This window comes from Dapis purpurea BLCC-M126 (assembly GCF_050015975.1).
GTDB lineage: Bacteria > Cyanobacteriota > Cyanobacteriia > Cyanobacteriales > Microcoleaceae > Trichodesmium.
This window is the reverse complement of record NZ_JBNHER010000122.1, coordinates 3171-21102: the sequence shown is the minus strand read 5'-3', so window position 1 is coordinate 21102 and position 17932 is coordinate 3171. Positions and strand designations below refer to the sequence as shown.

Annotated in this window: 8 protein-coding genes; all 8 read left to right on the top strand. The window is 34.2% G+C overall.

Annotated elements, in window-relative coordinates; genetic code table 11:
* Positions 1-117: 117 nt before the first annotated feature.
* The 8 genes from ACP6PL_RS11165 to ACP6PL_RS11130 all read left to right on the top strand — a co-directional run bounded on the left by ACP6PL_RS11165 (position 118) and on the right by ACP6PL_RS11130 (position 17710).
* Complete coding sequence (locus ACP6PL_RS11165; RefSeq protein ID WP_426545327.1) at positions 118-5499, top strand: trifunctional serine/threonine-protein kinase/ATP-binding protein/sensor histidine kinase; 5382 nt, start codon at positions 118-120, stop codon at positions 5497-5499.
* 687 nt (positions 5500-6186) lie between these two features.
* A complete protein-coding gene (locus ACP6PL_RS11160) occupies positions 6187-6795 on the top strand; it encodes a hypothetical protein (RefSeq protein ID WP_426545326.1) in 609 nt (202 codons plus the stop codon).
* Positions 6796-6817: 22 nt separating this feature from the next.
* On the top strand, positions 6818-9280 hold the full coding sequence (locus ACP6PL_RS11155; protein ID WP_426545325.1) for an OmpA family protein: 2463 nt from the start codon (positions 6818-6820) through the stop codon (positions 9278-9280).
* Positions 9281-9310: 30 nt separating this feature from the next.
* Positions 9311-9847: a Rab family GTPase gene (locus ACP6PL_RS11150; RefSeq protein WP_426545331.1), complete on the top strand. Its 537-nt coding sequence runs from the start codon at positions 9311-9313 to the stop codon at positions 9845-9847.
* Between the two features lie 765 nt (positions 9848-10612).
* Entirely contained in the window at positions 10613-12166 is a 1554-nt protein-coding gene (locus tag ACP6PL_RS11145; protein ID WP_426545324.1) for a sensor histidine kinase, read from the top strand.
* 395 nt (positions 12167-12561) lie between these two features.
* Complete coding sequence (locus tag ACP6PL_RS11140) at positions 12562-13143, top strand: thioredoxin family protein (RefSeq protein WP_426545323.1); 582 nt, start codon at positions 12562-12564, stop codon at positions 13141-13143.
* A gap of 1195 nt (positions 13144-14338) precedes the next feature.
* Complete coding sequence (locus ACP6PL_RS11135; protein WP_426545322.1) at positions 14339-15709, top strand: family 10 glycosylhydrolase; 1371 nt, start codon at positions 14339-14341, stop codon at positions 15707-15709.
* A 522-nt stretch (positions 15710-16231) separates the two neighbouring features.
* Positions 16232-17710, top strand: a complete 1479-nt coding sequence (locus tag ACP6PL_RS11130; protein ID WP_426545321.1) for a slr1306 family protein — start codon at positions 16232-16234, stop codon at positions 17708-17710.
* The last annotated feature ends 222 nt before the right edge of the window (positions 17711-17932 follow it).

The following is a 17932-nucleotide window of genomic DNA, read 5'->3' as shown; positions in this document are numbered from 1 at the left end:
TAATTGACAATTTCTAGATAAGAATAGATTTTATTTTGCATTTTTGGAGATATCTATTGGTAAAATCTCACCAAAAACTTGAAGTCTACCTAAATTAAATCTGCTTACTAATATATTATGCTAAACCTTCCTAACTACTACTTCGGCGAAAACTTATACCAAGGAACACGCACTTTAGTTTATTGTGGCCAACGTATCTGCGACAAGAAACCAGTAATTATTAAAGTATTACGCAATCCTCACCCCAGTTTTAATGAATTAGTTCAATTCCGGAACCAATACATTATCACCTGTAATCTGGAAAATCAATCTATTGTGCAACCTCTAGCTCTAGAGCGCTATAAAAATGGTTATGCCTTGGTGATGCCAGATAATGGAGCAATCGCTCTGCATGAGTATTGGACTAAATCAGAGCAAAGCCTCAGCAATTTCCTCCACATCGCAATTCAATTAGCACAAGCTCTCCACTATCTGAGCGTACAACGTATCATCCACAAAGACATAAAACCAAGTAATATTCTGATAAACCCTCAAACCAAGCAAGTTCAACTAATCGACTTTAGCATCTCGACTCTACTGCCTACTGAAAAGCAACAACTGATAAATCCTAATGTTCTGGAAGGAACTCTAGGCTACATTTCCCCAGAGCAAACAGGAAGGATGAACCGAGGAATTGACTATCGTACAGATTTCTATTCTCTGGGTGTGACATTTTTTGAACTCCTAACAGGAAAGTTACCCTTTGAAAGTAGTGATCCCATGGAATTAATCCACTGTCATATTGCCAAAATCCCTCCGACTCCTGAAAATCAACTCCCTACTCCCCTGATTGATATAGTTCTGAAGTTAATGGCGAAAAATGCCGAAGAGCGTTATCAGAGTGCATTAGGTCTCAAGCACGATCTAGAGCAATGTTTACAACAATTCAAAGACACAGGAAAAATTAGCAAATTTGAGCTAGGGAGCAGAGATTTATCAGATCGCTTCCTCATACCAGAAAAACTCTATGGACGAGAAACAGAAGTACAAAAACTCTTAGATGGATTCGCTCTTGTCGCTGAAGGTGAAACTCTAATGATGTTAGTAGCAGGATTTTCCGGAATAGGGAAAACGGCTGTAATCAATGAAGTGCATAAACCCATAGTCAAGGAAAGAGGGTATTTTATCAAAGGCAAGTTCGACCAATTTAATCGTAATATACCCTTCTCTGCATTTGTCATCGCCTTCCGAGACTTGATGGGACAATTGTTAGGAGAATCGGATACCGAACTAGCTGCATGGAAAAGCAAAATTTTGGATGCGGTGGGAGAAAATGGGCAAGTAATAATAGATTTAGTACCAGAAGTAGAAAGAATTATTGGTATTCAACCAGCAGTGCCAGAGCTATCAGGAACTGCTGCCCAAAATCGTTTTAATTTATTATTTAACAAGTTTGTACGGGTATTCACCACAAAAGAACATCCTTTAGTAATATTCCTGGATGATTTACAATGGGCAGACTCGGCATCGTTAAACTTGTTGAAGTTGTTGATGGATGAGTCGGAAGTTGGTTATTTATTAGTGTTAGGAGCATATCGGGATAACGAGGTATTTCCAGCTCATCCGTTAGTGTTTACATTGGATGAAATTAGGCAAGAGGGGGCAAAGCTTGAAACGATAACTCTAGAACCTTTGAGCCAGAATGATATTAATCGTTTAGTGGCGGAAACATTACTGTGTACGACAGAACTAGCAGCACCCTTATCCCAGTTAGTGTATCAGAAAACCAAAGGGAATCCATTTTTTAGCACCCAATTCTTGAAAGGGTTGCATGAAGATAGGTGTATTACTTTTAATATGCAAGCAGGTTACTGGCAGTGCGACATGTCAGAGGTACGACAGTTAGCACTAACAGATGATGTGGTGGAGTTTATGGTAGGAAGGTTGCAGAAACTGCCAGAAGCCAATCAAAATGTAATGAAACTAGCAGCTTGTATTGGCAACCAATTTGACTTAGGCATATTAGCAGTCGTATGTGAGCAGACTCAAGATGAAGTAGCAGGGAATTTATGGCGAGGGTTGCAGGAAGGGTTTGTGATTCCCCAATCTGACACCTATAAATTTTTCCAAGGAGAGTTACAGCAGGAGAAAAGTCAAGAAAATATATCAGTAAATTATCGTTTCTTGCATGATCGGGTGCAACAAGCAGCTTATTCTCTGATTCCTGAAGGGCGAAAACAAGCTACTCATTTACAAATCGGACGCTTACTCTCACGTAACCTGTCTTATGAAGAACAGGATACCAATATTTTTACGATTGTCAACCACTGGAATCAGGGAATAGAATTAATTGCTGACTCTACAGAAAAAGACTATTTGATGCAACTCAATTTAAAGTCAGGAGAAAAAGCCAAAGGTTCGGCAGCTTATGGAGCAGCATTGCAATATTTTCAAACTGCTATATCTTTAGTGAATGTAGAAAGTTGGCAAACGAATTATCCATTAACTTTAAAATTACATGAAAATTATGCAGAAGCAGCTTATTTGACTGGTGATTTTGAATTAATGGAAACTATAATTGAGCAAGTTTTTAATCATCGGCAAGATTTGCTGGATTTGGTAAAAGTCCATGAAATTAAAATTCTGGCTAAGACGGCTCAAACTCAACAATTATCAGCTCTCAATATAGGTATAGAGTTCTTGGCTTTATTAGGGATTCAGTTCCCAGAATCACCTGAAATTGAGGATTTACAGGTGGAACTAACAGCAATTTCCCAGTTGATGCATGGTAAAGGTATTGCTGAACTAGCTAATTTACCGTTGATTGAGGATAGGGAGCAGTTAGCCAAAGTAAATATTCTGGCAAATTTAATAGTATCTTGTTATCAAGCTAAACCCAGTCTTTTCCCTTGGATAAGTTGTAAGCTCATGCAGTTATCTATTCAATATGGGAATACAGTACACTCTTCATTTATCTATTCCTGCTATGGCCTAGTTTGTGTTTTGGTATTACAAGACATTACATCAGCGACTGAGTATGGAAAAATTGCTTGTCAATTAGATTTAAGTCCTCAAACTGGGGATGGAGTTGCTGGTACATTCATGGCTGGAACTTGCATCAGCCACCGTTCAACTCATATTCAAGAATCTATTCCTTTATTGCTCAAGGTTTACCAAGCTGGACTTGAGACTGGGAACTTCCAATTTGCGGGGTTAGCCATCTCAAACCGTTCTCAATACTTTTATTTTATGGGTGATAACCTCTCTGATGTTAAACGGGAAATAGCAAGTTCAAGTCATGCTCTCGCTACTATGAATCAAGAAAATGCCTTGGTTGCTCATCAAGCTTTTCAACAAGCTGTTCTAAATTTATTGGGAGAGTCGGAAACTCCATGGGAATTAATAGGAACAGCCTATAATGAAACTGAGTCTGTCCCATTGAAAATTGCTGCTAATCATCGGACAGCACTTAATTTATTTTATATGAATAAGTTGATTCTTTGCTATTTATTCGAGCTGATTCCCCAAGCAGTTGAAAATGCTGCATTAGCAGAGTCTTATTTGGATGGGATTGTCGCTTTGTTAGAAGAGTATGTATGGAATTTCTATGATTCGTTGACTCAGTTAGCTCATTATGATGGTGCAGACACATCTGTGCAGAAAAGTATACTGGAAAAAGTTGAAACTAATCAGAGTAAAATGCAATATTGGGCAACTCATGCTCCAATGAATGGTCAACATAAGGTAGATTTAGTAGCAGCAGAACGTCACCGAATTTCAGGAGAACGATTTGAAGCAATCGATCTGTACGATCGCGCCATTGCTGGAGCCAAAGAAAACGAATATCTCCAAGAAGAAGCATTAGCTAACGAACTGGCAGCTAAATTTTACCTAGACTGGGGAAAAGAGAAAGTAGCTGCAGGCTATATGCAAGAAGCCTACTATTGTTATGCCCGCTGGGGAGCCAAAGCGAAGATTAACCAACTAGAAGAAAAATACCCTCAACTACTTACCCCTATCCTGCAACAGCAACAAGTAGAAAATCCCCTTGATAGTATACAGCGAGTTACTCAAAGACAGACCTCAAAAACCAAGACTCAAACTACCAGAACAGGATTATCTAATGCCTTAGATTTGGCTTCAATTTTAGAAGCAGCTCAAGCTATCTCCAGTATCATAGAATTGGAACCACTATTAGGTAACATTCTACAAATTATTCTCACCAATGCTGGGGCACAAAAAGCTGTGTTACTGATTCCGGAAATTGACCAATGGCAACTGCGGGCAATAGCACAACTGGCAATAGATGGTACAATAGAAACTGATACCCACTCACAACCCCTAACTACAGACATTCCAGTCCCCATTCGCTTGATTCAATATGTGAAAAATACACAGTCTGTTGTACTCATTGATGAAGCCCAAACAGAAATTACTGGCATCCTCGAAGGCTACTTACTCCAATATCAACCCCAAAGTGTATTGTGTGTGCCATTATTGCATCAAGGTCATTTAGTGGCTATTTTGTACTTAGAGCATCCGACAACAAAAGGGATTTTTACTACCGAACGGCAAACAATAATTCAATTTCTGTGCGCTCAAGCTGCCATTGCTCTGGAAAATGCTCAACTCTATGAGCTAACACAACAAGCACTGCGAGATTTACAACAAGCATTGCGAGATTTACAACAAGCACAATTACAAATAGTTCAAAGTGAAAAAATGTCTGCATTAGGGACTTTGCTTTCTGGAGTTGCCCATGAAATTAATAATCCTTTGGGGTTCATTGCTGGCAATGTTCAACTTGCTGAAGACAACCTAGCTGACTTATTAGAACATTTGGAGCTATATGAAGAGAATACTTCTGCTGAGGAAATAGAAGATCATGCCGAAGAGATTGATTTGGAATATTTGCGAGAAGATTTTCCCAAAATATTAAAGTCGATGAATGTGGGAGTAGAGCAGATGAAAAATATCAGCACCAGTCTGAGGATATTTTCCCGCAAAGATCAAGAGCATAAGACGAAATTCAATATCCATGATGGGATAGAGAGTACCTTAGTAATTCTCAAACATCGTACAAAGGCTAACGATAAACGTCCGGCAATAGAAATAATCAAGGAATATGAGGAACTGCCAGAAATTAACTGTTTTCCTGGTCAGTTAAATCAGGTATTTATGAATATTTTGGGAAATGCTATTGATGCTTTTGATGAAGCAAATATTGATAAAACTTATGCTGAGATTGAAGAGAAACCGAATCAAATTAAGATTCAGACCTTTCAACTAGATGAAAATCAAATACAGATTGAAATTCAAGACAATGGTAGTGGGATGAAATCAGAGACCAAAAATAGAATATTTGAACAAGGATTTACAACAAAAGGAGTGGGTAAAGGAACAGGTTTAGGGATGGCGATCGCTCATCAAATTATTACAGAAAAACATGGTGCTACAATTACCTGCGAATCTATATTTGGAGAAGGCACAACCTTTACTATCATCCTACCAATTGTATGATATATAAGTTATACTATGTCTAGTTTAATAGTCAGAAAAAGTGGTGTTGCACCATTGGAGGATGATATGTAGAATCCGGTTAATTAGTTATTCTATCGCACTCGGAGTTAGGAGTCATATCAAATCTGGTACCAGGGGAGTAGGGGAGATTTTATATTGAAGTATAGTTATAAACATATATTAGAGACTGTTTGTAAAAGGAATATTAAATCCAGGCGTAGGGTTGGTTAGGCGACAATAACTATGAATCGTGACAAAAATTTAACTTTTCGCACCCCACCCACCGAACATTAACTACTCTGGCCGTCTTAATCTTTAGTTTACAAACAGTCTCTTATATAACCTAATTCTATATAAAACCTTATAGAGACTTGCCATTGAACTTCCTTACTGTAGTCTACTAAACATGAAAATTACTGTAAGGTTTTTAAATTGAAAGAGCAATATTTTTACAACCTAAGTGTCGGTCTAGTAAGGTGCGTATTTACTACTAAAATCTAAAGCTTGAGATAAATTTAACAATTTTTCGTAAAACGCCATTGCATAAGTGTTGGTCTAGTACAGCAGGGTTTAATATCCCTTAAAACAAACAGTCTCTTAATATATTCAAGTCAAAGCAAAATCAAGTAAAATAAGAATGTAAGCTTTTTGGCTTATCCTGATTTTGGCAATTTAGTAGGAGAAAAGATGGCCGAATTAACTAAAGAAGAAATGCGTGAGAGACTAGGAAATATTGATAAAATTCGCGATATAATTTTTGGCTCTAAGCTGAGAGAATACGAAAATCGTTTTGATAAGCTAGAATCAGAAGTATCTCTAGTTAAACAAGAAATTAAAAATCAAATAGAACAAGTCAAAAATGCTTTTTCTACCGAAATACAAGCTATGGTTGATTCTATGGATCAAAAATTTAGAAGTATAAATTTAACTCTGCAAAATAATCAAGAAGATATTGGTGAAACTAAGGAACAAATTGAACGGGTAAACCGAAAAATTACTACTACTAAAGAAGCTTTAGATGAAATTATTGATAATCAAACAACTTCTCTCCAAGATAAATTATCAAAAACAAGGGACAAACTAGAGAATGATGTTAGTAACCTAAAAATTCAAATATTTGAGGAACTTGAGAAGCAATTTTCCTTACTTCAAGATGGCAAAGTTTCACGGGATGATTTAGCAGAAATTATGTTTGAGGTTGGCATGAGAATGAAGAAAACTGAGTTAGTCAATGAACTTAAAGAAGCAGTAGATAAAAATATAGGAACACAGATTTTAGTATCAGATAAAGATTAACTATTTAATAAAGTAGAAATAGATGGCTTACTTAGACAGAGAACCTGCTAAAAATCAGAAATATATAGACAATAATCAATCTGTTGAACTGAATGTAGAAGCAGTTGAACAGCTCAAACGTTTGTTTGATTTATTAGCAGACCTAAACTTAATTGATGTTCCTGAAAATTTGACAGATAAGTCTATCGAGTCTCAAGAGCATATAAGTTTGCTGAAAAAGGAAGCTAGTCTAATTGAAAATCAGGATGAATCTATCAATCACTTTCTCCAAAAAGAGCCTGGTAAAAATCACGATAATATAATAGATGTAGAAAATATATATACTAATAATCAAGCAAAAATATTAGCTAGAGAAGAATCATTACTTTTACCAGAAAAAAAACTGGAAAAAAAATCAGAATTTTCCAATAATTATCAACAATATAATGCAGAAACAGAAGCATTTGAAGCCTTACAGAATCTATTATTTGGCTCAAAAGTAGCTAGATTAATTCGGAGGATAAATACTAATTTAGGGGAAAAAAGTTTCGATTATCATCAAAATGAGTTAAATAATCTATTCAATCCTTTATTATTAGAAAGTTTATTCACTCATCCAGGTCAAACAGAAGGAGAAGTTATAGACACAATCACCCCAGTAATTGACCAAGTTATACAAAAAAGATTTAGACAAGATAGAGAAGCAATAAGTTCTGCACTAGCTCCTGTATTATCTCCGGCAATAGCAATACAAATAAATCAAGAGCCCCAACTAATGGCTGAAGCATTAGCACCAATTATTGATATTATTCTGAGTAAGAAAACAGAACAAGACCAACAGTCAATTATTGAAGTTTTAGCACCTTTATTGCCAGCAGTAATTTCCTATGCAATACAGAATTATCCTCAAGAAATTGCCAAGGCATTAGCACCAGAAATGGGAGCTGCAATTAGAGAACAAATTAAAATAGATAGGCGACAAATTTCCCAAGCATTAGCACCAGAAATGGGTACAGTAATTAAGGATCAAATTTCCTTAGAGCAAAATTCCATTGTAGATGCTCTATATCCTGTAATTGGGAGTACCATTTCTAAATACATGACAGAAGCAATTCGAGAAATTAATGACAAGATTTCAGATACATTTAGTTTCAAAGGAATAAGACGGAAAATTCAAGCAAATTTTAGAGGGGTTTCTGAGGCAGAACTTATTATCTCAGAAATAATGGTTTTTACTGTCCAAGCAGTGTTTTTAATTCACAAAGAATCAGGTTTAGTAATTGCTGAAGCTCAACACTCTGGGCGAGAGAAATTAGAATCAGAAATGGTAGCGGGAATGTTAACAGCTATCCGTAGTTTTGTGAATGATTGTATTGTTCAGTCTGGAGATATTTCAGAATTGAATGAGATTGAGTATGGAGATTCAAAAATTATCTTAGAAGTGGCGGGACATTGTTATTTGGCAGTAGTAATCAAGGGAGAACCTAACAAGTCATTTATCAAAGAATTACGACAAACACTCAGTAATATTGTGATAGATTATGGTAAAGATATTAAGAATTTTGCCGGAGACCCAGATACGATTCCTAGCTCAATTAAATTACTATTAAAAGAATTAATAGATATAGATGTACAGGAAAATCAAAAACTCTCTGTTTCTAAAGCACCTACTGCCCTATTAATAATTTGTGGATTAATTGTAAGTTTAATTTTAATTCCCTGGGGAATTTATCGGCATTATAGTAGGATTTATCGTAGTGTTGAAGTAAAAACTATTCAAGATTGGGCGAATGTTCCAGAGTTAGCATTTTATAGTTTAAATGCAGAAGTAAAAAGAGGTTCTTTGACTCTCACAGGGCGAGTACCAAATCAAAATTTACGCAATCAAGCAGTAGAAATAGCAGAAAAACAAGCTAGCCTTTCTAATTTAGAATTAGACAATCAAATAGTAGCTATAGAAGTACCACTTGACCCCTCGAAAGTAAGTGGTGAAGTCGAACGAATCACAAAAGCATTAAATCAAATGGAAGGTGTGTCCATCACCACTAACTATACAGAAGATAAAGTGAAAGTAAAAGGAACAGTGATGGATATGGCAGATGCTCAAAAAATAATTAGAAAAATTGAGCAAGTCCCGGGAGTGAAATCTGTCATTACCACAATTAAACTAAGTCCACTAAAACTAAAAACTCGGATCTATTTCGATCTAGGTTCAGCTAAACTTGAGCCTACTTATACAGAGACAATAGCTGAAATCAAAGAATTTCTCAGTCAATACCCTCAAAAACATCTTAGGATAATAGGTCATACAGATCGTACTGGCAATCCAGAACTTAACCAAAAATTGGCCATGGAAAGAGCCAATATAGTCAGGGATGCTTTGGTCAAACAGGGAGTGGACGCCAGACGATTAGAAGTAGCTGGACAAACAAACTCTCCTCAAGATGTAGAGTATAACCAGCCACTATTATTGAGCAGGTGTGTAACATTTGATTTGTTTGAATGAACTGCGGAAGACGACTGACTATAATTGACCATAATTATGATATCAAAAAAAATTTGTCTTGTTGGTGATTTTGGTGTGGGAAAAACTAGCCTAATTCGTCGATTTGTGGATCGGCAGTTTAGTGACCAATATCTTTCTACAGTAGGGGTAAAAATTTCTAGTAAAATAGTAAGTTTAGCCACAACAGAAGCAGAAAAAAATAATTCCTTGAAGCTATTAATTTGGGATTTAGAAGGTCATACTAAGTTTAAGGCGATCGCTCCTAGTTATTTACAGGGGGCTAGTGGAGCAATAGTTGTAGCAGATGTTACTCGTCAAGAAACTATAGATAATCTTGCTGAAAGATTAGAATTATTTTTCTCAATAAATCCTCAAAGTATAGCTATATTGGCCTTAAATAAGTCTGACTTAGTTGATGCAGAAATAATTAATCAACTATTATCAAAATTCAATCATCAGGAAGATGAAAGAGTTATCGCGGTATACAATACATCTGCTAAAACTGGTGAAAATGTAGATGATATTTTTGATAAGTTATCTTATAGGATGATGACAAAAATAGCTTGAAGGAGGAATCAGTAGTTAGGAGGTAGGAGACAGAATTAATTAGTTGTAGATTTATTTCCGCATAAAGACTACAAATATTGTAGGTAAAGACTACAAATTTGATAAATAAAGACTACAAATTTGATGATTTGGTGGGGTTATTATATGATTTATCAAAATTAATACTTGATTTTTAAACTACTTTATAATTAAGTATTTATTCGTAAATTGTAATACCTAATACAAGTCCTCAGAAACTTTGCTATACTTAATTATTCGTTGGAGTAAATACTCCCTATTTGGTAACTTTTGTTATAAATAAAAGTTATTTTTTCCAACTTCCAAGTAGAGCGAGACTTTTGAGAATTGGTGTAACACTTTTTTTTAGGATCTGTAGTAAATACAAATAAGAGTTGGTATTAAATCTACTTATCAAAATAATTAGACCATGCAACCCCGCCTCTTAAAGCGAAATGTTGTTGAAAGGTTGCTGAAAATTCCCGTAACAAAAACAACTTCTGACTTCTGACTAAAGATAAAAATGGTATCAAAGCCATTCATTCTGATTCCTGTAGGGGTATTTCCGTTTTTCATGCTCCTAATTACGGGTTTGCGACAGCATTCGGAACGAAATCGCCCCTACAACTCCTGACTCCTAAAAAATCCCCTAGCTATTTGTAGGAAACATTTATCAAATTGGTATTACTACAGAATTATATGCAAAATTTAGAAGTCAGACTTCTGAATTATTCCTCGATAAATAAATTTTTTTAGTTTGAACTACCCATGATTAACCTATTAAAAAAACTATTGTTATCTCGTCAGACAGAGTATTTGATGATTAATTCACAGTTAAAAATTTTAGAGGTATCAAATGGGTTAAAAAAGTTTGCTGAATCTCCAGAATTAGCAATTCCCGGTGAAGATATTCAGAGTAGTTTTCCAGAATTAATAGGATCTGAAAAAATACTAGAGGAAGTAATTAATGGCAAAAGAGAAATTTTTGAATATGAAGGACTTGCTAGGTCTTCAGAAAATAAATCTCCTCTGTATATAAACCTATCTATAATTGCAGATTTTAATTCAGATTTATCAGAAAAGAATTTGGTAGTATTAGTTGAAGATGTCACACAAAAAATGCTAATGCAGCAGCAGTTAATTCAAAGTGCCAATGAATCAAATCTTTTATTAAGCGCTTTGACTGCTTCTCAGGATTATATTAATAAAATTATTACCTATATGGCAGATGTTTTATTAGTCACAACAAGTTCGGGAGTAATTAAAACTATTAATCATGCAGCAGAAATTTTATTTGATTATCAGAAAGAAGAGTTGGTAGGGCAGGAAATTTCCATGATTATTCCCCAAGAAAAATTACTACATAAAGCGCGACAAAAACATCTGTTATTACAAGGCAAAGTATCTCAAGACGTAGAATTAATTTGCCAGAACAAAAGTGGAGAAAAAATTATTGTTGAATTTTCTTGTTCAGTAATTCAGACAGATGTGGCAGGGGTAGAAAATTTTGTTTATATAGGTAGAGATATTACAGAGCGGAAAAAAGAAGAAGAAGAAATACGTCAAGCTTTAGAACAAGAACGAGATTTGAGAGAAGTAAGGGGTCGTTTTTTCTCAATGGTTACTCACGAATTTGGTAATCCTTTAAATACAGTTTTATTATCTAGTCAATTGCTTCGATCTTACGAATCTCAAATTACTGAAGCAGAAAAAAATCAATATTTACTTTACATTGAAGAATCTACAGCAGAAATGCTTGAACTGCTAGAAGATGTCAGATTTATTGGTAAAGCAGATGCAGGAAAACTGAAATATAAACCAGCACCTATTGATTTGATTAAAGTCTCCTCTCATATTGTCAACTCCATCAAAGTTACTGCTAGTAATAAACATATTATTAATTTCACAGTTAACAAAAAAAATTCCACAAAATCTAAGTCTAAATCTGACAATAATGAGGTGCAATTTTTCTTGATGGATGAGAAACTAATTCGCCATATCTTAAATAATTTATTATCCAATGCTATTAAGTATTCACCAACAGGAGGCGAGGTAGATTTTCAGTTGACTTTGGGTGAGCAAAAAGGTATTTTCTCCATCAAAGATGAAGGAATGGGTATTCCAGTTGAGAACCAAGAAAAATTATTTGAATCTTTCTACAGAGCAAGCAATGTAGGTAAAATACCAGGAACAGGATTAGGATTATCTATTGTTAAACAGTGCGTAGAGTTACATAGTGGAAAAATAGATTTTTCCAGTGAAGTTGGTAAAGGAACTACTTTTATAGTAGAAATTCCATTAGAAAAAGTATCTTCAAATTAGGAAATAGTTTGCGAAGTATCGAAAGATTTGGGAGTGTGGGTAGAGGGCACAAAAAAATACTATACTTGATTTGAATGATGACAAAAAATGTGTTTTTTGTTTCCTATAACGCATGGAATAGGTAATAGTAGGACTTAAAAAAATAGAACCATAAAACAAGCTAAAATATAGACTAACATTATTTTTAGATCAACAAGATATAAATATAAATCCTTAATAAGCAACGCTTCCAACCATTTTTAGAGCATCGACGTAATTCCCTGACTTTGAGGAATTTTTTCTACCAGAAAATGTCTAAGTAGCAATAAGAAAGAAAAAAATCTTCTCCTTCGTTTAAATGATGACAAAAATGTGGTATTTTTTTCCTAGAAAGTAAAGTTAAACAGGAGTAATTTATGGCTTTAACAGAGTCTACAATGTTGACATTGGCAACTATAGCGCCAAATTTTCAATTACCAGATGTAGTTTCTGAAAAGACAATTTCTCTATCAACATTTGAGGGAAAAAAAGCATTATTAGTAATGTTTATTTGTCGGCATTGCCCATTTGTCAAGCACGTTCAATTAGAACTGGCTAAAATTGGTAAAGATTATGTTCCAAAAGATGTGGGAATTCTTGCTATTAGTTCCAATAACATTGAAACTCATCCTGATGATGCTCCAGATAAACTAAAAGAAATGGCATTAGAATTAAGGTTTAATTTTCCCTATTGTTTTGATGCAACTCAGGAGGTAGCAAAATCTTATACTGCTGCTTGTACTCCTGATTTTTTCCTATTTGATGCTAATTATAAATTAGTATATAGAGGACAATTAGATGATAGTCGCCCTGGTAATCAAAAACCAGTAACGGGAACTGATTTACGAGCAGCTTTAGATACAGTTTTAGCAGGAAAAAATATAGTAGAAGAACAAAAGCCTAGTATCGGTTGTAATATTAAATGGAAGCCGGGAAATGAGCCTTCCTATTTTGGTTAGAGGTGATTTTAAAGATGGTTAAAATTCTGATGCTTACCTAATATTGTCATTGCCAGAAGATAACATAAAAACTTAATCGTAAATATTGAACTGCTAGGCATTAGTAATTAGCTGATTTAATCTAGACCAGGAGTTATATTATGTCTGGTTAAATAGTTATAAATAAAAAGGTAAGAGTCAGAATTATGAATTTAGAATTCAAGCTAGAAGGAGATATAAAAATCAGGTATTCAGGAGAAGAAAGTTTTATTATATCTAATTATCTGGACATGATATTGGTATTGATTTTTCTAGAAAATTGAACCTAATTAAGTATAGGAGAAAAGTATGTCGTAAAATTTCTATTGAAGAAATTGCAGCAGTATATTTGAGCGACTATTTTATAAAATCAAAGACTCTCACTAAGATAGTAGTAGATAAATTTGTTTGTCACTTCATAAGGTAGAAAATTTCAGAAATTTGAGCTGAAATTACAAAGAATCACTATATACGCAGAAAACATATATATATAGTTAAAAACTATAACGTTATAGTTTTTAAACTCTATAGATAGTACCTTATGGAAACAAAAAGTAGGGGAAGGTAAAAAGGTGCAATGGCCAACAGGAATTGGTGGGGCAAAATGTGATGGTGTGACGGCTCTAATTCATCAAAATGAAGGTGCAATAGGTTATACCAATTTGATAAATGTTTACTACAAATAGCTAGGGAACTTTTTAGGAGTCAGGAGTCAGGAATCGTATGGGAATAGCTTCTATATCATTTTTTAACTGGGAAATAATATTTTTTTTCAAAGGTAAATCTCCTGTAAAATATTTTTATTAGCCTTACTATTCGTAACATTATTTTTTCAAATTGGCATTACATAAAATTTAGTTTTCCTAAGACTGCTACCCTGAATACGGCAGCTCTGGAAAATCAATCTGGTAAGTATATTAAGGCATCTTTAGATTCTGCTCAAGCTACTCTAGCAACAATAGAATTACCAAGAAATATTGGAACTTATTTTGTATAAAGTTTCTAGAGTTATTAGATTCAGTATGACTTGAGAAAAAATCAGAAATTTCCCAGTTAGAGATTGTATTTATTTAATAAGAAAAATGATTTAACCTTTTAGTAGTTATCTTACAGGGTTAAATTAGATTGAGATTAACTCAATAGAAAAAATATAATCCAAATTCATCAATATTTTATTATGTCAAAAAAAGATTCTGACTCCTCTCGCCTTTTTGATGCAGGTTGTCTTGTAGAACTGCTAATTTTCACGATGATTTTAGGAGGAAGTTATTGGTGGTTTATCGAGAGAAAGAATATTGATTTATCTCAAGTTATATCTAAGAATTCTGTGGTCTCTTGGTTCCATGAAAAATTTCCCAACCTATCTATTCCTTTGTTAGACTCTGAAGAAAAATCAACTGAATTAAATTCAACAAAATCATCTCCAGCAGAAGTAACTAAAAATCAACTAAACTCTTCTAAAATAGAAACACCATTACCAACTACTTATTTAGAAGAAAAGGATGAAGAATCAACTCCAAGTCAACCATCTTCAGCAGAAGTAAAGAAAAATCAGCAAAACTCTTCTAAAATAAAAACACCATTACCAACTCCTTCTCCAAAAACAACTGTTAATCCAATTCAACCTAAGAATAATTCCCTCAATGAAAAAACTTTAACCCCTTGGGAGAAAAAACAAATTAGAGGCATATATTTAAGTCGTTATTATGTAACTAATAATGCCAATGAAAAAACAATTCGTGAAAGAGTTGGTTATTACAAAAAACAAGGATTTAATACCATAATTCATGGGGTGTGGGGAAATGGCTGCACTATGTACAAAACTGAAGTAATGGAAAAAATACTAGGAGCAAAAAGTTGTCCGAATGAATTTAATGAACAATGGTTAGTTTGGTTAATTGATGAAGCACATAAACAAGGGATGGAAGTTCATGCTTACTTCGAGAAAGGCATTAAAATCGATGAAAATAGTCCGATATTTGACTTAGCGATTAGGAAAAAATGGATAGTTCCTGGGGTAGATAAAACCTACGATGGAATTGAGCATTATGTCTTAGATGTAGAAGTGGAAGAAGTAGCTAATTTTTTCACCAACATTTTAGTTGAATTTGTCAAAAAATATCCAAATATAGATGCAGTTCAATGGGATGATTATCTGGGATATCATGCAGAATTACCAGGAAAAGTAGACCGAACGGTTAACTTAACAAATTTTACCGAGCGAATGATTAAAGAAATGAAAGAAGCTAACAATTCAGTTAGTTTTGATATCTCTCATCACAACCCTTATTGGGCTAAAAAATATTTTGCGGCGGACTGGGAAAAATGGTCAGTAGATCGAGTTTTTATTCAAGCTTATAATGAAGATAATTTTCAGGAAGAATTAAATTATGCGAAAAAATATGACGGTGTTGGTATTACAGATCAACAATTACATCGCCTTCAGGAATTAGTTAATAATTCTAATATTAATAGTGTGTTAGTTTTCCCTCTTTCAGGTAAACCAGAAAAAACTGCTTCCCGTGTTAAGTCAACTTTGTCAGACTAGGGGGTTTAAGGAAGGTTAACAAAGTCAGATAAGTATTTAACTGAAAATAATATCGTATAGCACTACGCATTAAGGTTAGGACATTTTTAAATCTGGAAACGTTTTGACAGTTTACTATTCCCTATTCCCTAGCGCGTAGCACTATACCAGTAAAAAAAATACGACAAATACTGCTACATTAAGTTTTGAGACCTTAGTTTTGCAAGATGTGCCAAGAGCTTTTCCCATTTTCCTACTTCCTAAAATTTTCTCCTTTGTCTACTTTCCTCCCTTATCTTCCTTGCTTAGTATTAATCTAGTGCAGGATGACGGAAATAAGTGACCAGTAACAAAATACTCAAAGCCTTACCAATCAAAACTTCTGAATTCTGAATTCTGAATTCTGACTTCCGCGTAGCGGTACTAGTATTAATCTATCATTTGAAAATTGACAAACCACTACTCTGGTACTTTTGACGGAGGCAATATTATGACAGGGTTAAGATAAAATCAATAATAAAGGGAGTTTCGAGGATAATCAAAATGGCTGTAAAATTGCAAAGACCGATCTTAGTAGGGGGCATAGGATTATCTCTACTGTTATGGTTACTAGATAGTGTCCAACATTCCGTGGCAGAATTTGGTGGAACTGCCATGTTAGGAATTATGGCAGCAAGCCTGGGAGTTTGGTTATTAAAAAGACCAAAATCTCTAACGACTCAGAAACCAATTATAATCCCATCACCAACAAAAGAAGCTGCCGAAGAAGCGATCGCGACCTTAACTACTACTATAGATAAGCTTGCTTTGGAAGTAGAAGATATTAATAAGTCTGAAAAAATAGGTAATGATATTACTCAACTACGCCAAAAAGTAGTAAATCTTACTCAGGAATTACAAAGAGAAGAATTAAGTATAGTAATTACAGGTAATCAAGGTGTTGGAAAAACTGCTTTGACTGAAATATTAAAGTCTCATTGGATATCTAAAAATTCCCAAAAAATAGAAGTTACTGATATAACTTGGCAGTCAGAATGGATAACAAAAAATGAGGATGCTCAAGTTAATCCTCTATCACCTTACGATTTGATATTATTTTTAACTACAGGTGACTTAATAGATTCAGAATTTCAAGCTTTATCAAAACTAACAACTTTCGGTCAACGTTTTATTTTAGTTTGGAATAAACAAGACCTATATTTGCCAGACCAAAAACCGCAAATTCTCCAAAAAATCAAAGAGACATTATCTACCATTAACTCAGAAGAAAATTTAGTCGGAACTTCTGCCAGACCTAATTCTATTAAAGTGCGAAAATATCAGCAGGATGGCACTATTCAAGAATATATAGAACAATCATTGCCAGAAATATCTGGATTAGCAGAAAAGCTGAATCAAGTATTAGAGCAAGAAAAGGAAAAATTAGTCTGGGCGACTACTAGAAGAAAAGCAGAAATAGTTAGATTAGAAGCTAAAAATATTCTCAATCAAATTAGAAAAGAACGAGCAATTCCTGTAATAGAACAATATCAATGGATAGCTGCTGCTGCTGCATTTGCTAATCCAGTTCCAGCTTTAGATCTATTAGCAACGGCAGCTATAAATGCTCAATTAATAGTAGACTTGAGTGCTATATACGAACAAAAAATTTCTCTCGAAAAAGGGAAGCAAGTAGCGGGAACTATGGCAGAGTTAATGTTAAAACTAGGATTAGTAGAACTATCTACCAAAACATTAACAATTATCCTTAAAAGTAACAGTGTAACTTTTGTAGCTGGTGGTGCAATTCAAGCTGTTAGTGCTGCTTATCTTACCAGAGTAGCAGGTATGAGTTTAGTGGAATATTTTGCTACTCAAACAGATACTAATTCTGTGAATATTGAAAAATTAGGAAAAATTCTGCAAAGTGTATTTAGCAAAACTCAAGAAAATAATTTCTTGAAGTCTTTTGTCTCTCAGGTAATGAGTCATGTTTTGCCACAGGATAAAAAATTAGAAGTTGTTTCAATTCAGACAGAATAATATGACAATAAATAGTAAATGTCTCTGCTGACTAAATTAGTAGATTGATAATTTTTCAGAGGCGACTATGATCAGGTTAAGACTAATAGATATTAACTGAGCAAAATATTTCCCTACTTCCACAGATACTAAATTTTGTGAAACTTGAGAAATTCGGAAAAATGCTCCAATAAATAGTAAATGTCTCTGCTGACTAAATTAGTAGATTGATAATTTTTCAGA